The sequence below is a fragment of the Alkalihalobacillus sp. CinArs1 genome (assembly GCF_947387515.1).
Lineage (GTDB): Bacteria > Bacillota > Bacilli > Bacillales > Guptibacillaceae > Guptibacillus.
On sequence record NZ_CANDOB010000001.1, the window covers coordinates 1,292,168 to 1,310,861 of the forward strand.

General features: G+C 41.9%; 19 protein-coding genes. 1 reads left to right on the plus strand and 18 read right to left on the minus strand.

From position 1 onward, the window contains the following. The first annotated feature begins 44 nt into the window (after positions 1-44). Entirely contained in the window at positions 45-1,706 is a 1,662-nt protein-coding gene (locus PFZ69_RS06665; RefSeq protein ID WP_270180227.1) for a right-handed parallel beta-helix repeat-containing protein, read from the plus strand. Positions 1,707-1,742: 36 nt separating this feature from the next. Here PFZ69_RS06665 and pssE read toward each other — a convergent pair whose 3' ends face one another. From pssE to PFZ69_RS06755, 18 genes are all read right to left on the minus strand, one after another. Then, positions 1,743-2,243: a PssE/Cps14G family polysaccharide biosynthesis glycosyltransferase gene (pssE, locus tag PFZ69_RS06670; RefSeq protein WP_270180228.1), complete on the minus strand. Its 501-nt coding sequence runs from the start codon at positions 2,241-2,243 to the stop codon at positions 1,743-1,745. Beyond that, on the minus strand, positions 2,240-2,689 hold the full coding sequence (gene pssD / locus PFZ69_RS06675; RefSeq protein WP_270180229.1) for a PssD/Cps14F family polysaccharide biosynthesis glycosyltransferase: 450 nt from the start codon (positions 2,687-2,689) through the stop codon (positions 2,240-2,242). The genes pssE and pssD overlap by 4 nt, the downstream gene beginning before the upstream one ends. Before the next feature lie 40 nt (positions 2,690-2,729). Continuing rightward, positions 2,730-3,884, minus strand: a complete 1,155-nt coding sequence (locus PFZ69_RS06680; RefSeq protein WP_270180230.1) for an NAD(P)-dependent oxidoreductase — start codon at positions 3,882-3,884, stop codon at positions 2,730-2,732. Between the two features lie 72 nt (positions 3,885-3,956). Then, the gene (locus PFZ69_RS06685; RefSeq protein WP_270180231.1) at positions 3,957-5,384 is read right to left on the minus strand and encodes an O-antigen ligase family protein; all 1,428 of its coding nucleotides are present in this window, start codon (positions 5,382-5,384) and stop codon (positions 3,957-3,959) included. Between the two features lie 13 nt (positions 5,385-5,397). Next, positions 5,398-6,267 carry a dTDP-4-dehydrorhamnose reductase gene (gene rfbD / locus PFZ69_RS06690; RefSeq protein ID WP_270180232.1) on the minus strand — a complete coding sequence of 290 codons (870 nt, stop codon included), beginning with the start codon at positions 6,265-6,267 and terminating at the stop codon, positions 5,398-5,400. 16 nt (positions 6,268-6,283) lie between these two features. Next, the gene (locus PFZ69_RS06695) at positions 6,284-7,405 is read right to left on the minus strand and encodes a glycosyltransferase family 4 protein (RefSeq protein ID WP_270180233.1); all 1,122 of its coding nucleotides are present in this window, start codon (positions 7,403-7,405) and stop codon (positions 6,284-6,286) included. A 105-nt stretch (positions 7,406-7,510) separates the two neighbouring features. Continuing rightward, positions 7,511-8,995, minus strand: a complete 1,485-nt coding sequence (locus tag PFZ69_RS06700) for a right-handed parallel beta-helix repeat-containing protein (protein ID WP_270180234.1) — start codon at positions 8,993-8,995, stop codon at positions 7,511-7,513. 14 nt (positions 8,996-9,009) lie between these two features. Beyond that, positions 9,010-9,336 (minus strand): helix-turn-helix domain-containing protein, encoded by a 327-nt coding sequence (locus PFZ69_RS06705; protein WP_270180235.1) that lies wholly within the window; start codon positions 9,334-9,336, stop codon positions 9,010-9,012. 55 nt (positions 9,337-9,391) lie between these two features. Next, positions 9,392-10,093 (minus strand): CatB-related O-acetyltransferase, encoded by a 702-nt coding sequence (locus PFZ69_RS20985; RefSeq protein ID WP_333489731.1) that lies wholly within the window; start codon positions 10,091-10,093, stop codon positions 9,392-9,394. A gap of 22 nt (positions 10,094-10,115) precedes the next feature. Then, a complete protein-coding gene (locus PFZ69_RS06715; RefSeq protein WP_270180236.1) occupies positions 10,116-11,030 on the minus strand; it encodes a glycosyltransferase family 2 protein in 915 nt (304 codons plus the stop codon). A gap of 30 nt (positions 11,031-11,060) precedes the next feature. Next, on the minus strand, positions 11,061-12,065 hold the full coding sequence (rfbB, locus tag PFZ69_RS06720) for a dTDP-glucose 4,6-dehydratase (protein ID WP_270180237.1): 1,005 nt from the start codon (positions 12,063-12,065) through the stop codon (positions 11,061-11,063). A 7-nt stretch (positions 12,066-12,072) separates the two neighbouring features. Further along, positions 12,073-12,624 carry a dTDP-4-dehydrorhamnose 3,5-epimerase gene (gene rfbC, locus PFZ69_RS06725; protein WP_270180238.1) on the minus strand — a complete coding sequence of 184 codons (552 nt, stop codon included), beginning with the start codon at positions 12,622-12,624 and terminating at the stop codon, positions 12,073-12,075. 19 nt (positions 12,625-12,643) lie between these two features. Beyond that, complete coding sequence (locus PFZ69_RS06730; protein WP_270180239.1) at positions 12,644-13,396, minus strand: sugar phosphate nucleotidyltransferase; 753 nt, start codon at positions 13,394-13,396, stop codon at positions 12,644-12,646. Between the two features lie 9 nt (positions 13,397-13,405). Next, complete coding sequence (locus PFZ69_RS06735) at positions 13,406-14,896, minus strand: oligosaccharide flippase family protein (protein ID WP_270180240.1); 1,491 nt, start codon at positions 14,894-14,896, stop codon at positions 13,406-13,408. A gap of 11 nt (positions 14,897-14,907) precedes the next feature. Further along, positions 14,908-15,591, minus strand: coding sequence for a sugar transferase (locus PFZ69_RS06740; protein ID WP_442865114.1), 684 nt, complete (start codon positions 15,589-15,591; stop codon positions 14,908-14,910). 156 nt (positions 15,592-15,747) lie between these two features. Then, positions 15,748-17,103 carry a sugar phosphate nucleotidyltransferase gene (locus PFZ69_RS06745; RefSeq protein ID WP_270180241.1) on the minus strand — a complete coding sequence of 452 codons (1,356 nt, stop codon included), beginning with the start codon at positions 17,101-17,103 and terminating at the stop codon, positions 15,748-15,750. A 48-nt stretch (positions 17,104-17,151) separates the two neighbouring features. After that, positions 17,152-17,862, minus strand: coding sequence for a CpsD/CapB family tyrosine-protein kinase (locus PFZ69_RS06750; protein ID WP_270180242.1), 711 nt, complete (start codon positions 17,860-17,862; stop codon positions 17,152-17,154). Continuing rightward, positions 17,852-18,592: a YveK family protein gene (locus PFZ69_RS06755; RefSeq protein WP_270180243.1), complete on the minus strand. Its 741-nt coding sequence runs from the start codon at positions 18,590-18,592 to the stop codon at positions 17,852-17,854. The genes PFZ69_RS06750 and PFZ69_RS06755 overlap by 11 nt, the downstream gene beginning before the upstream one ends. Positions 18,593-18,694: the final 102 nt, after the last annotated feature.

Sequence of the window (18,694 nt, forward strand, 5' to 3'; positions counted from 1 at the left end):
GTAAATAGCAATCTATTTTAAAAGATATAAGGAGGAAGCAACATATGGAAGCTTGTTCACAACGTTTGTTGCAAGAACAAATTAATCGTACAAGCGCTTCAGGTGGAGGCACTGTTTTTATAGAAGAATGCACGTATATTCTTACTGAGCCACTTATCTTGAAAGCTGGTGTTCACTTACAAGGCGCCGGCCAGGGGAAATCAATTCTTAAGATAAATCCAAAAGACGCGAATGGCATATCTGCTAGTCACAAGCTCTTAATTGCGGACCGCAGTGATAACATCAAGATTAGTAACGTAACGTTCGATGGCGTTAAGTATAGTAGAGAAGACCTTATCGATGATCCCTATGCACATACGGTTGAAGTTGCATGGTGCAATCATTTCGAACTAGACCAAGTCGAAATCATTAACTCGGCTAGTGCTTCGATCGTTCTTTACAATTCTACTAACGGGACAATCAAAGATTGTTCGATTAAGAACAGTGGATCAAATGGCATATTAGCCCTACAAGATTGTAGGAGCATCTCAGTTCTCAATAACACTATTGAAAATACTGACTTTCAAAACGGCATCTTTTTCAGTTACCAACTCGGTAAGTCATCTTCTACTATTACAATCGAAGGCAACACGATAAAGAATGCTGCTGATTTTGGAATTGAAGTTGGACATACTGTAGCGGAAGGCGATCCTGCTCACTCAGAAATCGTCGTTCGAAATAACACCGTAGTGAACTCACAAAACAGTGGAATCGCGTTTAGAACGGTTAGCTTTGGACTGATCGAAGATAATGTGATCGAAGGCTACGGGAAGAACGGAGGATACGGAGGAGATGGAATCTTCGTTGAAGGCTTTAGAAATCGGGCGGAAAAAGTCAACGTTATGAATAACACCGTCAAACAAACCAATACCACTGGAAATGCAAATGCAATCTACATTACAGGAGTAGATCAAGTCAACGTGGTAGGAAACCAAATGGTCGATAGCAATGGAAAAGGGGTCTTTGCTCAAGCCTCTGTGATGGGAGTGACGACAAACGATTTTCCAAACGGCAGGAGAAGGTACAATAACATTACTGTTCTAGAAAACGAGATTTCAAACCCTAAAGGTGTCGGTATACAGTTTCAAGGAGAAGCTTCTCAAGAAAATAGAATAATTGGGAACATCGTCACAAACAGCGGTGAAGAAGGGATTTTAATAGCAAACCTCGATGATGAGAACAGGGGGATTATGATTGAGAGAAATACCATTACTTCGAGCTCCTTCGAAGGCATCGGGATTTTTAGACAGCAAGACTTTTCGCTCAATGAAAATAAGCTCGTGAACAATGGGCAGGCTGTTGATGGTGTTGAGAATAGACAAGCAGGAGTCCGCTTAACTGCCGTAGGTAATGGCGCACTTATTGAAAATACGTTTAAGGATGACCAAGATACACCTACGCAACTCTATTATATTGTTGTTAGACAAACAAACGGAAGAGTCACAAACGATGGCGTTAGACTAATAGGCGGCACGAAATCGAAGCTAGTGATCAATTCACCAAACTACACAGAATCCGACATTACCTACCAGCCAAAGGACTCTGCTGAATTTGAAGAGAAACTTTTCGATGCAGTGGTAGGACTTGAAAATCTAGATAGTGAAACCATCGATGAAGTTTTAAGTATCGTTAAAAATATCGTTCAGTTTGCTATACGCTCTAACTAATGTAAAACAGTGATAGGGAGTCCCATCACTGTTTTTTTAATCCTCAATAAGTCCTACCGCTATTTCATCTAACCTTCCAATGAAATAATCAAGATTAGAGTTTTCACTCACACGAACGAACTCTGAGTCTCTTCCCTCGAGAGATTGAATAGCATCTTTCAACGTCGAAATATCTAAAACTGTCACGATTCGATTCTCCTGCTCCAACCGTTTTGCGAAATATACCTGATGATCATCTACATGTTCAGCAAACTGTGCTTGCCTTGGGACAACGATAGGTGTTTTCCCCATTGAAAGAGGAAGCATAATGCTGCCTGGCCCTCCATGAGTAATGATAATCGATGCCTGCTGTGCTTTCTCTATCATTTGATCGTAGCTTATCAAAGGTTCATACTCGAAGTGCTTCGGTTTATAGGTGGTATACCCTATCTGAACGAAAACTTCTTCATTGATCATCCCTTTCTCGATCAAATCGTCGATTTCACTCACTAATCGATCAAAAGGCTGCTCATGCGTTCCTACGGTTACAAAGATCATAATAATCCTCCTAAAAATTCACCTTTAGGATACATTTTCTTCTGTTCCTCCCATTGAAGGATGAATTTATCTGTAATAGGATAGACGATTTTTCCAGTTAGGGTCGAAAGTTCGATTCGGTCGTACACTTCGATATAGATCAGCTTACTTCCCAGCAGTTTTCCAATATAAAAGAATGGAATGGCAGGTGCAGCACCAGTCGAAATAATAATATCTGGTCGTTCTTTAATAAGAACCCTCCAGCTCAAAAAGGTGTTTCTCATCAAATTTTTGATATTACGATTCGTAGGATAATAACACCAATAGCGCTTTTCATCTTTCAGTAAGGAACAGCTATCTTGTTTTTCAAATGTCACCCAGAATCGATCATGCTTACCCCACCACTTTTCTAACTGATACAACTGCATTAAATGGCCGCCGCTAGATCCTACTAAACAAATCTTCATCTAAACATCTCCCATTCGTTTAGATTGGCAAAACGTTTGGTTAAAGTGAACGAATCAGACTTCCGTTAACGAGCACAGTTTTACGCCAGGCTTCTAACGCGATGCTTTGTGGAATAGTCACATCGTCAAACTGAAGCTCTTCCCCAGCTTTCACAGTTCGTTTCAAAGTGGCTTGTGATAACAACCCGATCGGAATATGATCTGGATTTTTTGAAATCTCCGTCACCGTTCCCCTAACATCGAAGCTGCCGATTCCTTTCTCAATTCTATCTCCGGGCGACAGCGTTCTTTTTGCAGTAGCACCTACACTATAGGTGGGCTTCGTTGAGTTATTTAATAGGATCCCCCCGCCTCTCAAGACTCGTTTAATCGTCTTGATGATTTCAAGATGGCAAAGATGATGGTTCTGAAGGATCGTGTAGTACGGTCCTTGCCCCATCTTTAAATAGTTCAGCGCGGCTGCTTGATTACGATTATGTTCAGCTGTTATAAAAACCCCCGGAGGGCCAGAAGAACACAATATGTAATCACTGATTGGAAGCCCTACCTTCTTTGCATCAGCTGCTAGTGTATTCCCTCCCTCTTCAACACTTTTTGCAGCGATACCTGGAGACCGATGTTTCGCGAGTGCTCCATTTAATCCATTCGCAACGAGAACTTGTTCAATATTCACCTTTGTACCGTCAGTAAATGATGTCACCATTCCCAAACTGATACCATTTTTCTTTGACCAATAGGCCATCTCATCAGGAGTTGGGTTTTCATTCAAATAGCCTTTGATATTTCCATATACGAGAGGAGTGAAACCCATCTCCATCACATTTTCTCTAAGTGCTGCGATCGACCCAGGTTGATCTCCTTCTGCCTCAGTAATAAATCCTTTTTGGGCGAAGTAGGTTCCAGTCGTAATCTGCAATTCTGAGTTCATCGTTACAACCGGTAATGAACCTTTCATCGCCTCATTGATCACGTAAGATCCATGAAGCACATCTCCTGAACACTCCACGATCAGATCGAGGCTATCGAGGAATCGATCGACTGAATTTGTTAGAAGGTGCCTTGGTATATTCTTGATAGTAGATATATTTCTCCTTGTCAGCACTTTCCCAACAGCTAGTTCTTTATGTTGCTGTAGTAAGTTGATAAGACCTGTTCCAATAAACCCTGTTCCGACAACCCCTATTTTTTTTCTCATTACCAAGTACCCTCCCAATCGAGCCGATCTAATTTTTATATTGTTCTCCCTCCTTAACCTCTCTGCAGACCGTTATAAAGAACGGTCGGTCATATCGATCTCTCTATCTTCTTCTCTCTTTTGCTTCTTAAGAAGGAAGTATGAAACGACGAGGGCAAGATGGAACCACACGAACCCCATCCGGAAACCATTATTAAAGTTGAAGTTCACTAATACCAGGATGCTGCACCCAATGAGACCTAATGAGACAAAATCATTTTTGTTGTAGGTTTGTTTTAGCATCCAGATGATACGGCTGATGATGAGTAAAAAAATCGCTAACCCTACAACACCTGTATCAAATAATACCGATAAAAATATATTCGCATTTCCTTTTCCAGTGTTGAGATCTCCCCCGCCCGCATATTTGATTTTGTTCTCTTCTAATTCTGATAGTAAAGCCATTCCACCGCTTCCATTTCCTACGATCGGATGTTTTTGGATGTAATCCCACATGAGTTCGATCGAACCTAAACGGCTATCTGCAGCACCGCGATCAGTTTTGACAGAGGTTGCGGGATTAAAGCGATTCGTAATTTCTTTAAAAATGTTCTGATCGACAGCAAATAGAACGACGAGTAAGAGCATGACTAATGTTGCAGCGGAAATTGCCATCTTCAGTATTCGAATGTTCTTTGTTACAACAAGTAAGTAAAGACCAGCGAATATGAAGGCCACAATACTCGCTCGTGCCATGCTGATGAAGATGCCTAGAAAAGAGAGTGCCATCCCATACTGCACAAACTTCTCACTAAACAGCGTTGTATCTTTTCGGATAAACAAGGCAAGGAACCATATAGACGTATAGGCTGCGAATAAGCCGAACCAGTCTGGTTCGTATGCAAAAGAAGATGGTCTCGGAATCCCAATCGCATCATAGTGACTGATGCCGATGTGAATTCCCAGAAAGAAACCGATCCACTGCAAGATTCCAACAACCACAACGATGAATCCTGATAGGATCGTGAACTTTACGATCTTCATGAAGAAAGGCAGCTCTTTTTCACGAATGCATTGAACGGATATAAAGAAAAACAAGTTTAAGAATAGCTGTCCGATAACGGAGACCCAGAAATCCTTCATGCTCAGAACATGTTGATAGCTCAGAAAGTAACTCAACACCCAAAGGTTGATGAGGAAAAATAATGGCACTTTCCATAGCTGCCGTTTTTGCAGTAAATATTCGATCACTAATTTTACGCATACGACAGTAAGCAACAGTTGATAGATACGAATGTAAGATCCTGACACGACGATGAACGAAACATCGATGAAGATGACGAGCGCAATCGTTGTAATAAGCCTTTCTATAGAAATAGGATAGAAGAGAACAATCATTACTGGGATGCTTAAGACGACCATGGCCAACAGATTAACGGTGGACATAAGACCAGATAGACCAGCAAGAAAAAGGATTCCTAAGATGAGTGGAACAGGTAGTTTCTGAAGCGTGTGATCCATCGGCGACATCCTCCTAATTTACTTTCCATAAGGCCCTCTTTTCGATTTCCTTCACATACTCCCTTAGCGCCTCTTCCCACCTCCTCATAACGAGAAAGTTATTCAGCGTTAAATTGAACGGTTCCATCGTTGAGTTTTTAGGTCGAGGTGCAGGAGCAGCGTACTCTTCTGTGGTCACTGGTGACAATTCGATCGCGATGTTGGAGACATGAAAAATTTCCTTCGCGAATTCAAACCAGCTGCATTGACCGCTATTCGACACATGATAGGTTCCATATTTCTCAGTTTCAAAGATTTCAATCATCTTGTTCGCAAGATCGTACGTGTAGGTAGGGTTTCCGATTTGATCGGTCACAATTGATAACGAGTCTTTCTTCTTAGCAAGATCCTGCATCATCGTTACGAAGTTTTTATGATCTCCGCCATATAGCCAGGATGTTCGAAGGATGAAGTGATTTGGAGAAAATTCTTTCACATATTGCTCCCCAGCCAACTTCGAACTTCCATAAACATTGATTGGATTCGGAGTGTCGTATTCTGTATAAGCTGTTCTCTTCATTCCGTCGAAAACGTAGTTGGTGCTGAGATAAACGAGCTTACTGTTCACGTTCCTCGCTGCAACCGCAACATTTCGACTTCCGACTGCGTTAACTTCAAATGCACGCTGAATAGTTGACTCAGCCTGATCCACATTCGTGTAAGCTGCACAGTGGATGATAACGCTTGGATTTACATCTTTAACCGATTCATTCACAAGGCTTTGATTCGTGATGTCTAACTCACGACTTCCAAATGGGTAAACGAGATAACCTCGGCTTGATAAAATGGGAACGAGCTCACTTCCAAGCTGACCCTTTGCTCCAGTGATCAACACCTTTTTCATTTCAGCACCGCCTATCCTATTGATGCACTACACTTTGCTCAATCGTATCCCTATAAACCTTTTCGAATCGATTTACAACTGATGCCCAGGAATAGTTTCTCGCTGTTTCGATCGCTGCTTGTTTTAATTGATTTTTGTTAGACTTCTTAATCACATCATTTACGTGAAGAGCAGCTGATCGAACATCAGTAAAATCGAGCACGTAGCCGTTCTTTCCATGATCGACCATCTTCTTGAACGATGGAATATCACTTAAGATCGGAATCGCTCCTGAAGACATCGCCTCTAATGCAGACATTCCAAATCCTTCGTAAGCGGAAGCCGAGATAAAATATTCAGCTTTCCCCATCTCTTCTAAAAGTTCTTCATTGGGCAAAGATTCTCTGATCGACACATAGTCTTCTAACTCGTACTCTGCGATTTTTTTGAGCAAGCCATCTTTCAAGTTATCGAAATCTTTTCCTACGATGCAAAGTCTGATATCCGGGTTTTCATCTTTTAATAAGTGAATTAAAGTCACAAGTTTATCGATTCTCTTGTTTTGAGAAAACCTTCCTACAAACAAGAATCGATTTCGTTGCTTTTTTACGTGTGAAACACGATGGTACGCATCAAAGTCGATGCCGTTTTCGATGATTTCCGTCTTTCTCTTCCCAAGTGGTTGAAAGAGTTCGTAATCATTGATGCTGCAAGCGAGGATTCGATCTGCCTGCATAAGACTCATCCGCGTCATCGTTTGGAAATAGACTTTCTTGAACTGTACAAGATCTTGAGTATGAAAAAATCCGCCGTGTGTGGAAAGGACGATCGGTTTCTTATGAATCGCTTTGAACCATGTGAAGTAATCGATAAAAAAGTCGACGGCATGGACATGAATGAGGTCATAGTTCGATAGATAGGAGATAGAAGAAAGCGCAACAGGGTACTTCTTTGAACCTACATATGGGATGCGCGTTACATTGATTCCATTTTCAATCGATGAAGTTGGAAGTTTGTTTCCAGTAGCAAACTCTCGGTCCAGTGTAAGAACGTCAGAATCGATGCCCTTCTGCTTCAAATGCAAAGCGAGACTCTCAACAAAGCTTTCCATCCCGCCAATCGAAGGTCGATACTGCCTGACAACATGCAGCACTTTCATCGCATTTTCACCGTCCTTTCGAATGTTCTCTATATAGAACGATTGTAACATTAGTTACGCTATTGTACAATATAACGAATGTTTTAATTCTATAAAAAGAACAAATCAGTATGATTCTATATTATTTTGTGTTTCGATATCTTCAGAACTCTCAATGATGATCGGTTCATACGCCCCATCAACATCAGCGATTCGAAGCGTATTGTTCGTAATTTGTCCATAGCGTGTGCTCACTACTTTGATTGCAGCTTTTCCGCCGCTTTCCACAGTATTTTCATCTAGCCGCAAATCATCCTGATTGTAAACTTCGATCCCGTTCGCTTCGTTATCTGTTACGGTATTGTCTTCTATTTCGAGTCCACTGCTTCGATAGATGTTTGCGACAAAAATACCTGTTGACCGGTTCCTTTTCACATGATTATCAACAATTTCATTATTCTCTGAACCCGCTCCTTGTAGGTGGATCCCTTCGTTCTTACTTTCGAAAATCTCGTTTTTTCTAATCGTAATTCGCTCGTATTCTCGTAAACCATCTTTAAAATCTGCCGTCGCTTCCCCTAAGTTAGAAGCCTGAACAAATATGCCTTTTCCGTTACTGTTCAATACGGTATTCCTTTCGATTAAAGCCCCATCAATTCCAGTAATGTAAATACCGTTAGCATTTCCACTCTCATAAGTTTGTTTCACGAAATTGTCTGTAACAGAGACGTCATACGCCTTATTAAATCCACCTTCAACAAAGATTCCATCTCCACCATACCCACCGGTCTTGCCGTATCCTTCGATCGTGTTATGTTCGATCCGCCCCTGGCTGACCGTGCGAAAGGCAATGCCTGCGTTTTGAGAGTGTAGAACAGTGTTCCGTGCTATGACGATTTGACGGTGAGGGGTGTCACCCTCTTTAACGTTATGGCCAACTTCGATACCAAAGTCTCCAGCATTCTCGACCGTATTTCCTTCAATTATAATGTTTTCACTCGACTTACCTTCCTGATAACTAAAATAAATTCCGTTCTGATAATCTACCTGTTTAACCGTGTTTCCCTTCACAACGATGTTTTTCATTGCCTGAAGCCCAAGTATCCCATTAGAGCCACTATCTATAATCGTATTGTTCTCAACAAGGCCATCTTCAGCATTATAGAGAACGATCGAGGCACCTGCTGAATTGATGATAGTAGTATTATAGATTTCGAAGTTCTTTACGAACGGAAAACTGATCGTGTGTGCACTAGGATCATCGATCAACGATTCTCTATTTTGTTTGTCACCATCGAATGTGATGTTACTAACTTTGACATCAACTGCACCTTCTTCTGCTTCTAGTAACTTAGCACGGTTAGGCTCACCATGAATCTTCGCTTTGATTTTAAGAATGGTTTGGCCATTCTCCGCCCCTTTTAAATGCACACCTGACCTTAGAACGATCGTGTCTTCTAGATAAATAGTTCTAGGAGGTAGCTCTACAGCCCCTCCTCCCTCTCTATGTTTCTGATCGATCGATGCCTGAATATCATACTCTTTTGGAAGAATGAGTATGAATACGACGACAAAGACAAGGAAAAGGGAAACAAGCCATTTTACAACCATAGCTCCCTCCTAACTCAATTCTCCTGCTGACTGTGCCATTTGATAAAATCGAATAGGATCTTATACTCACTGAGCTGCTGCGTTGTAATCCCTTCTTCATGAGCAAGTTGTACGACTCCCGTCAGCTCATTCGATAGCGATAACCGATCGACATCCAGTAAGTCATATAAATCGACTTCGAGCACCTTACTGACACGTAATAGCACATCGATCGTCGGATTCGTCTTAAGGTTTCGTTCAATATTGCTAAGATAAGATTTTGAAACTAACGCACGCTCAGCGAGAACGGATAATGAAATCCCCTTTTCCCTTCTAATCTTCCTTACATTTTCTCCTACCATGTGAGAGAGTTCCCCCTCATCCCAACAGACAGCTGGCACCTTTCCTTTACTCATCTCAACCATAGAGCTTTTCACTCTCTTTGTTTTCTACGGCTACATCGTTGAATAAATCTGCTGGTGTGACTGCCCCTGTTAAATGCTTTTTCAACCATTCCTCTCCTTTAGAAAATAGGTTAAGAGAAACGAGTCTCTCGATCGTTTCTTCATCAAAACGATATTTCAGTACTTTTGCAGGTACCCCGCCCACAATCGCATACGGAGGAACATCTTTCGTTACGATCGACCCTGCAGCAGCGATCGCCCCTTCCCCAATTGTTACACCGTCTAAAACGATGACGTTCGCACCGAGCCAAACATTATCGCGAATCGTAACCCCTTCGAAGTGATCGTAATACTCTTTATCGACCCACGTTTCGTTATTTAGTTGGCCGAACGATGAATAAAAAATAGGTGATGTGCTAACGAAATGAGCAGGATGTGAACCGAGTCCCATCTGGCAACCTGGGCCGAACGAGCAATAAGACCCAATCGTGCTATTCATGATGTTATTGTTTCTAGAAGCATACGTATAATCACCGATCGTAGAGTGAGACACCCTAGAGTAATCGTTGATTCCACAATGTTTGCCCATTCTCGTCGTATTCGGGTCGATCTGAACGCCTGGTCCAATATAGACTGCTGAGTGAAGCTGTTTGAACTTCTTCAACTTCAACCAGTTTTTTACGGAGTATGGAATAGACTTCTTTAGGAACTTCATACCTTCCCCCCTCTTCCTATTCCTAATTGGCTTTCTGAACTCGTTTGCCCATCGCTCGCCTGAAGTAATCGATAAAAGCACAAACGATGGCTTCACGAATACTATAAAACTCTTTCCCTTTTAGAAAGTAGAGCACGTACTTTACTGCGTTCTTCACAATAAAATAAACGAAAAAGATCGGATAAATCGTTTTCTTCGAATACCTCGACATGAAAAGAAGGTTGTTGCGTGTACCATAATAATTTGAGAGAGGAGAACGGTAGCCAGTTGTCGCTTGCACTTTGTGATAGACGAGAGATTGTGGAACATAACGCAATCGATAGTTTGCTTTTTTTATTTCGAGACTATAAGCCACATCTTCGAAATACAAAAAGTAATCTTCAGGAAGGTAACCGACTTCTTCGATAAGATGAACAGGGAAAAGAAACACACAGCCGGTTAAGAACCCTTCATCAGTTGCATCTCGCTCCTGCCGTACGTCTTCTTTATGAAACGGTGTACCGATCAGCCATCGAATTCCCCCACCGCTATACCACGTCTCTTCAGGTCGATCGTAGTAGTTAATATGAGAACAGCATCCTCCTATATCAGGACTCGAAGCACATTCTTCAACGAGAGGGCCAAGGAAATCAGGGTCGACGATCGTATCGTTGTTTAATAGGAGCAAGTAATCTAGTTCAGGAAACGCTTCTATAGCAAGCTTGATCCCCGCATTATTTCCCCCAGCAAATCCAAGGTTTTCTTCGAGTTGAAGTAGACGATACCTACTTTTTGACAGATACGTATCTAGCTCCTCTCTTTCAGAGGAACAATTATCTACTACGATCACCTCATAGTTTGGATAGTTAACCTTTTCAAGTGACTCAAGGCACTCGATTGTATCGCTCGCATTGTTGTAATTTACGATAATTATACAAACGGAAGGTGTACGCTTCATTTAACTCCCTCTCAATAAGTCATATTTTGATCAAGGTTGATACTGCTTTTCATAATAAGAAACATATTCACCAGTCTTAACCCTTTCCCACCAACCTCGGTTCTTTTTATACCATCTAACGGTTTCTTCTATTCCTTCTTCGAAAGAAAAGCGTGGTTTCCAGCCAAGCTCCGTCGAGATCTTCGTCGCATCGATCGCGTAGCGCCGATCATGACCAGGACGATCTTTAATGAACGTGATCAAATCCGGGGAACAGCCAACTTTCTTAACTAACGCTTCTACTAACTCGATATTCTTTCGTTCTGTGTTTCCCCCTACATTATAGACCTCGCCTGCCTTACCACCGTGCAGAACGAGATCGATCGCAGAGCAATGATCGTTTACATGAAGCCAATCTCTTACGTTCTGTCCATCACCGTAAATCGGCAGCGCCTTACCTTCTAGCGCATTCGAAATCATCAGAGGAATCAGCTTCTCTGGAAACTGATAAGGACCATAGTTGTTGGAGCATCGCGTAATGCAAACATATAACCCATATGTTTTGAAATACGAAAGTGCAAGTAAATCTGCGCTAGCTTTCGATGCTGAGTATGGACTTGATGGAGAAAGGGCCATCTCTTCATGAAAATATCCTTCTGCACCAAGAGAACCGTACACTTCATCAGTCGAGATCTGCACGAACTTAACACCGTACGTTTTTGTTAAATCAAGCAACACATGTGTACCGATGATGTTCGCATACACGAAGCTTTCTGGATGCTCGATACTTCGATCAACATGTGATTCTGCTGCGAAATTTACAACAGCGTCTATCGAGTGAGTCTTAAAAACTTGTGCCATCGCTTCCCGATCACTAATGTCAGCATGCACGAACGTATAGCGGTCATCATGTTCAATTTGCTTTAAGTTTTCAAGGTTACCTGCATACGTTAACGCATCGACATTGATGATCGAATACGTAGGATGCTTCTCAAACAAATAATGGATAAAGTTACTTCCGATAAATCCCGCGCCACCTGTCACCAACACCCTCACGTCTAGCTCACCTCCTCGTTGCTTCTGTCACGTCTTTTAAAAATGGTAACCCTGTGTCTTTCTCAGATAATATCGGTGTAGCAGTTGGCCAGGTGATACCTAGGTATGGGTCGTTCCAAACGATTCCTCTCTCATGTTCTGGAGAGTAAACATGATCGACTTTATACAACACCTGCGTGTTCGCTTCGAGTGTGCAAAACCCATGTGCGAAACCTTGAGGAATCAGGAGCTGACGATGATTCTTTTCACTTAACGTTAGTCCGATCCAATGACCGTAGGTTTTTGAGTTCTTACGAATATCTACGGCTACATCGTAGATCGATCCAGCGATGACCCTGACAAGCTTCGTTTGTGCATAAGGTTCTTCTTGGTAATGCAACCCTCTGATGACGCCTCTCTCCTTTGATAACGAGTGGTTATCTTGTACAAACGTGTAATCCAGCCCATGTTCAAGGAACGTTTCTTGATTATAGCTTTCTAGAAAATACCCGCGATCATCTCCAAATACATCGGGTTCAATGATTTTCACGCCGCTAAGTTTCGTATCGATTACCTTCATCACCTGACCCCCTTCGTTTCTACTTCATGAGAAGCGCTTCTTTTTGGAATAACGTGCTAAAATCTACTTCCTCAGTCAATCGATTCGCAAGCGCATACGATTTATGAGTCCCGGCATCCGTCCAGTTCCCTGAAAGAATATCGAACGTTAAGTTTCCTTTTCTGATGTAGGCATTGTTCACGTCTGTGATCTCCAATTCACCTCGATCGGAAGGTGTCAAACCATCGATGACATCGAATACGTAAGGATCGTACATATAGATACCTGTCACTGCGTAGGTCGATTTTGGAATCGCTGGTTTCTCTTCGATCGAAAGGATGCGATCTTTCATCAATTCAGGTACACCAAACCGCTGTGGATCATCTACCTCCTTGATTAAAATTTTTGCGCCACTAGGTTGAAGATCATAGTTTCGGATATAAGTAGAAAGATCATCAGAGAAAATGTTATCCCCAAGAATAACGACCATCTTTTCACTACCTACAAATGGTTTTGCAAGTCCCAGGGCTTCAGCAATTCCTCCAGCGTTATCCTGGACTTTGTATGTGAACGTCACATCAAATTCATGCCCACTACCGAGTAGATTCACCACATCACCCATGTGTTCACGTCCTGTCACAATCAAGATATCCTTAATATCAGCTTCTTTCAGTTTGTAAATCGAGTGATAGATCATCGGATACTTCCCTACAGGCAGCAGGTGCTTGTTCGTGACTTTTGTTAAAGGATACAACCGTGAACCAGTTCCGCCGGCAAGAATGATTCCTTTCATGTTATCACCTCATATGATTTTCTGTTTGTCATCACTACGCTTCTCTCCTTTATTGAACAAGAACCTTTTCGACTTTACGAAGCGAGAAAGATCGACCTCTTTTCTAAAAGCAGAAAGGGTTAAAGAGAGAATCATGATGAAAACTCCGCCTATAATAAAGGATACAAATCGATGCATCGGAATGAGCATCATCGTCATCATGTACACGCCAAGGGCGATGATTCCTGAATTGATGAATGTAAGCAAAATCTGCTTGTAGGGAAGTAAATCGCGTTTTTTAATGTCAAATATTTTCGAGACATCCCTTTGTTGAAGGTACACCCCGATATAAGCCGCCAATACTGTTGCAGCAGCAACGCCAAGATAACCGAAGAAGAATAGAAACAGGAAACTTAGTGCGATATTGAGAACAACGGTGATGATCGTGTTGTGAAGGAGCAGTTTTTCGTTTCCAGAGATTTGTAGGAGCGTATAAAAAACGGTAAATCGCAGTGGGAATTTCAGCAAATAGATCACGAAAATAAGTGATGCGCTTAAATACACGTCTGAATAGATGATCTCGATGAACTGCTGATGATAAAAAAGTAAGATCCAGAACAGCGGAAAGATGATGACTGCAAGTGAGCGGCTCGTTGATGACCAAAGGTTCATCGCACGGTCTTGATCACGATCGACATTATAAATGCCGCTAAGCCTTGGAAGCATCGCCGTGATGACCGACACCGTAATGATCGCCATGAACGGAACTTCTTTTGCCGCAATCGAGAAGATGGCAAACGTTTCAACGGCAAAAAACAGACTCACGATAATCTTATCTGTGGATTGCATAATCACATCGAGCGCTGTTACGGACCCTAATGAGAAGGTATATTGAAATTGACGCTTGATCAGGCCCATATCAAATGAGAACTGAACGTTTTCAAGTGATAGAAACGTAAGGTGGAGAAGGATCACACGTGCGATCTCCATCGTCCCAATCGTCATGACGATCAAGTAAAGATCTTTCGTTTTATAGGCGACATACACGACCAAAAGGAGATAAATAAAGTAGTAGCTGAGTGTAAAGATGCTGAATACTTTTACTCTACCTACTGAAAGAAAAAGGTTCTCCAGATAGCTTCCTAGAATCGTGGCAAAGCACCATAATCCCAGCCACAGCGCATATTTTCTTAAATAACTATCTTCAAGGATGAAGCCGTTGTGGAATATCAGCATGAAGGAAAGCAATGTGAACAAACCTAGTGCTAAGAGCGTGATGAACGTATTGGAAAGGACACGCGCTTTCTCTTCAGCGTCATTCGTCTTGTTGTAGAAATAGGTGAATGTGGTTTGCATTTCAAATGGTACTAACGCTCCCACCATGATCGCGATCAACAAAACTTGCTGATAGATCCCCATCTCACTGACGGAAAGAATTCTAGCAAGAATCATCATGGTGAAGAGAGCGACAAGTGATTTTGCCATGCGATAGCCTGATAATAAAATCGAGTCCCTAAGCATAACAGCACTCCCTAGTAAGCATTATCAGACCGAAAAAGGACCATAAACGTTTTGCAAATGATTTTAAAATCGATACCGAGAGACCTCGTCTGAATGTACTTGAGATCTAGAGCGACCATCTCAGAAAAACCTAGACTGCTCCTACCACTCACCTGCCATAACCCCGTACACCCTGGGATTACCGTTAGGCGTTGCAAATCATGCTCGGTATATTCCACGATCTCACGCTCAAGCGGTGGCCTTGGACCGACAATACTCATTTCCCCCTTCAGCACGTTCCATAGCTGAGGAAATTCATCGATACTCGTCCTTCGAATGAAACGTCCGATCTTGGTTACTCTCGGATCTTCTTTCATTTTGAATAGAGCACCTTCTGCTTCGTTGTAATCGAGCAGTTCATACAATCGATCTTCTGCATTTGCGACCATGGAACGGAATTTGTACATGTAAAAGGTTTTACCATTTTCTCCAACTCTAATTTGCTTGAACAAAATACTTCCTTTCGGGTCTTCCCCTTTGATTAAGAAAGCTACGATAAGGAATAATGGGCTTAACAAAATGAGACCTACAACTGCTAAAAAAAGATCGATGAGCCTCTTGTAGATCAGATAACGCTTTTCTTCTGCAGTGTAGATAGAAGGTGAAGGTACGTGAAGTTTTCTACTAGGACTTACCCGTATTTTGCTGCCCTGCAAAGAAAAGACCTCCTTTACTTTCTCTTTCCCCCTCACAAATAACTAGAATTGTGGTTCCCCCGCAAACGATTCTTAATAAAGAACAAACAGGCAACAGGTTTGGATGAGACGGTCCAATATCTTCTCAGCAAATCCCCTTTCAAGCCATCATTTTCGTTAGAGTGAAATTGCCTTCTCGACTTCTTCCCATTTCTCATTTGAATAAGTAAGCTTTTTGAGCGCGTGCTTTGACCCTCTTTGAATTTCGATGATCTCGACTTCTTCTTTTGTCCTTACCGTAATGGATTCTCCAGCTTTAAGGGAAAAAACGACTCCTGGTTGGATGATTTGTGTGGAATCTTGGAGTTGGATACTACCTGTTCCTTTCGTTACATTCCAAGTGACGGTGCGATCATGACCAGTTTCGAATGTGAGATGTTTCCCTCCCTTCACGACTACTTTTCTAGTAAGCACTTCGTCATCTGCATAGGAGCGATCGAGTTCTTTCCACCATCCCCAGCTAAGCTCCTTATACCTGGCTTGTTTCTCGATACTGCTCAGCACGGATTTAATCGTCGGACTTGCCTCCTTCTCCGTGACAAGAATGCCATCATGGCTTGCTACAACCACAGTGTTCGATATACCGAGCACCGCAACTGGTATGTCTAATTCATTGATGATGTGCGTATTTATCGATCGTTCACATGCTTTTCCGGGACCGATCTGATGTGTTTTCATTTCTTCCGTTAGCGTGTTCCATGTGCCAAGGTCTTTCCAAAAGCCTTTATAAGGAAGTACAACAATGTCCGGTTCCTTCTCTACAATTTCGTAATCGAAGCTTTTCTTCGGTAGAAGATGATAGCTTTTTAACAGCTCATCATATTGAATCGGAAATCCATTTTGTTGAAGGTACGAAATAATATAGTCTAACTTAAAAGCGAAAACGCCACAGTTCCAAAGACCGTTCTCCTTGATGATCGATTGTGCAACTTCTTCTTTAGGCTTTTCCATAAATTGTTTTACGTTCATATACGGTGAGGATTCATGTTGATCAGGCACGATATAACCGTACTTTTCGGAAGGATGCGTAGGTAATGCTCCAATGAGAGCTAAGTTTGCTTTCGAGTTTATGACAGTATGCTCTAGCTCTTTGATCGTCTGAAAAAACGCATCGTCTACATAAGGATCGACAGGCAATACAGTCACTACCTCTTCAAGAAGGACACTTTTCACAGAGTATAAGTAAGCTGCGGCGAGAGCGATTGCAGGAAATGTATCTCTACGTTCAGGTTCTATAACGAGTGGAACATCACGACCGATCTGATCAATGATCATATCTACCTGTGATTTGCTCGTTGAAATCAACGTTGATGACGAAAGCTGAGCTTTTTTCAGCTGTCCCCACACTCGTTGCGCCATCGACTGGTTTCCACCTTCACTAGATAGTATTTTTAAAAATTGTTTTGACCTTGAATCGTTAGAAAGGGGCCATAGGCGTTGACCAGATCCGCCAGAAAGTAAAACGACGTTCATACGCGTACTCCTTCCCGTTCTCATTAAAGAACATCAGTGCATAATTATTCATCTAGTCTTTTCTTCATTGTAGTAATACGCATCCTTCATTTTCTTCTCTTTGTTTTGATTTAGTGAAACGCCAAGAAATTTAGCTTCCGCTTTTTCCATTAAGTGTATGGCTTTCTTCGCATCGACTTTCGTTGTTTTACCACTTTTTAAAACTAAAAGCGACATCTCGCATAAATTTAACAAGATCTGAGCATCAGATACCACCAGTAATGGAGGTGTATCGATGATAACAAAGTCATATAGGTCCCTCGCCTGGTTGATAAGAACCTCCATCTCTTCAAAGCCTAATAGTTCTGAAGGGTTTGGGGGAACCGGTCCACTCGTTAGTAAATCTAACCTAGGAATGTCGGTCGGAATAATCATATCTTCAAGCTGCTGTTGCCCTGAAAGAACGGTCGACAATCCTTTACGATTTGGCAAGTGATAGATCGAGTGCAAGCTCGGCTTCCTCATATCCGCATCGATCAACAGCACCTTTTTTCCTTGTTGCGCCATGACGATCGCGAGGTTTGAAGAGGTCGTTGTTTTGCCATCACCAGATTGTGAGGAGGTAATCACTAGCGTTTTCACTTGCTTCCGACCTGTTGAGAACTGAATGTTTGTTCTTAGGGTACGAAAGCCTTCTGAAATCGGTAAGTGCTTCGACTGGTATGCGACCCTCCCAAGAGTTCGGCTGATCAGAACAGACTCATGTTCTTTATGACCCAATTGCATTCCCTCCTGACTTCACTTTTTTCACATTACTCTGTACCTGCATCAGTTTTTTCGGTTCATTGTAGTTGATGATTCCAAGAGTCGGAACGCCAAGTACTTCATCGATATCCTTATCCGTTTTAATCGAATTATCCATGTACTCTAAGAAAAATGCGAGAGCGATGGAAAATGCTAAACCAAGGACGAGTGCGATCCCGACATTGATTACCGGTTGAGGACTGATTGGCTCTAAACTCGTACTCTCTTGAGCACTCGATAGCACACTTACGTTATTAACGTTCATGATCGTGCTGATTTCAGCCTGAAAAACACTAACGATCTCGTTCGCGATCTGCATCGCTTTGTCTCGCTCACTGTCTTGTACAAAAATTTCTACAACTTGAGATTCTTCCGCATTCGCTACTTCGATTTGAGCATTGAGTTCCTGAGGAGTTAAATCTAAATTCATTTTCTTTATGACTTCGTTTAGAATAAGAGGGCTTTTGATGATAACGTTATACGTATTGATCAGATCCAAATCCGTTTGAAGCTGATTGCCATCGACTTGCGTATCCTTGTTCGATTGGTGCACGAGAATTTGAGTAGAGGCTTCATAGGTAGGAGTCAAAAAATAGAGTGATAGAACCGCACTTACGACTGCAGATAAAATAACGAGTGAAATGATCATAAAGATCCGCTTCTTCAACACACCTAGGACTTCTTTGAGATTGATCGTTTCTTCCATCACTACCTCCATCATGTATGATTTTTGTTGCCTAACATGACTGTTCTTTAAAAAGTTCTTACTCATATTATAACGTTTTTTATAAAGAACACAATACGAACT

Excerpts from the sequence above, each read along its gene's own strand:
- PFZ69_RS06705 (WP_270180235.1), bottom strand. The coding sequence starts at position 9,336 with ATGGTAGGAGAAAATGTAAGGAAGATTAGAAGGGAAAAGGGGATTTCA.
- rfbD (WP_270180232.1), bottom strand. The coding sequence starts at position 6,267 with ATGAAAAAGGTGTTGATCACTGGAGCAAAGGGTCAGCTTGGAAGTGAG.
- PFZ69_RS20985 (WP_333489731.1), bottom strand. The coding sequence starts at position 10,093 with ATGAAGTTCCTAAAGAAGTCTATTCCATACTCCGTAAAAAACTGGTTG.
- pssE (WP_270180228.1), bottom strand. The coding sequence starts at position 2,243 with ATGATCTTTGTAACCGTAGGAACGCATGAGCAGCCTTTTGATCGATTA.
- PFZ69_RS06680 (WP_270180230.1), bottom strand. The coding sequence starts at position 3,884 with ATGAGAAAAAAAATAGGGGTTGTCGGAACAGGGTTTATTGGAACAGGT.
- PFZ69_RS06755 (WP_270180243.1), bottom strand. The coding sequence starts at position 18,592 with ATGGAAGAAACGATCAATCTCAAAGAAGTCCTAGGTGTGTTGAAGAAG.
- rfbC (WP_270180238.1), bottom strand. The coding sequence starts at position 12,624 with ATGAAGGTAATCGATACGAAACTTAGCGGCGTGAAAATCATTGAACCC.
- PFZ69_RS06730 (WP_270180239.1), bottom strand. The coding sequence starts at position 13,396 with ATGAAAGGAATCATTCTTGCCGGCGGAACTGGTTCACGGTTGTATCCT.
- PFZ69_RS06665 (WP_270180227.1), top strand. The coding sequence starts at position 45 with ATGGAAGCTTGTTCACAACGTTTGTTGCAAGAACAAATTAATCGTACA.
- pssD (WP_270180229.1), bottom strand. The coding sequence starts at position 2,689 with ATGAAGATTTGTTTAGTAGGATCTAGCGGCGGCCATTTAATGCAGTTG.
- PFZ69_RS06695 (WP_270180233.1), bottom strand. The coding sequence starts at position 7,405 with ATGAAAGTGCTGCATGTTGTCAGGCAGTATCGACCTTCGATTGGCGGG.
- PFZ69_RS06685 (WP_270180231.1), bottom strand. The coding sequence starts at position 5,384 with ATGGATCACACGCTTCAGAAACTACCTGTTCCACTCATCTTAGGAATC.
- PFZ69_RS06700 (WP_270180234.1), bottom strand. The coding sequence starts at position 8,995 with ATGGTTGTAAAATGGCTTGTTTCCCTTTTCCTTGTCTTTGTCGTCGTA.
- PFZ69_RS06715 (WP_270180236.1), bottom strand. The coding sequence starts at position 11,030 with ATGAAGCGTACACCTTCCGTTTGTATAATTATCGTAAATTACAACAAT.
- PFZ69_RS06745 (WP_270180241.1), bottom strand. The coding sequence starts at position 17,103 with ATGAACGTCGTTTTACTTTCTGGCGGATCTGGTCAACGCCTATGGCCC.
- PFZ69_RS06735 (WP_270180240.1), bottom strand. The coding sequence starts at position 14,896 with ATGCTTAGGGACTCGATTTTATTATCAGGCTATCGCATGGCAAAATCA.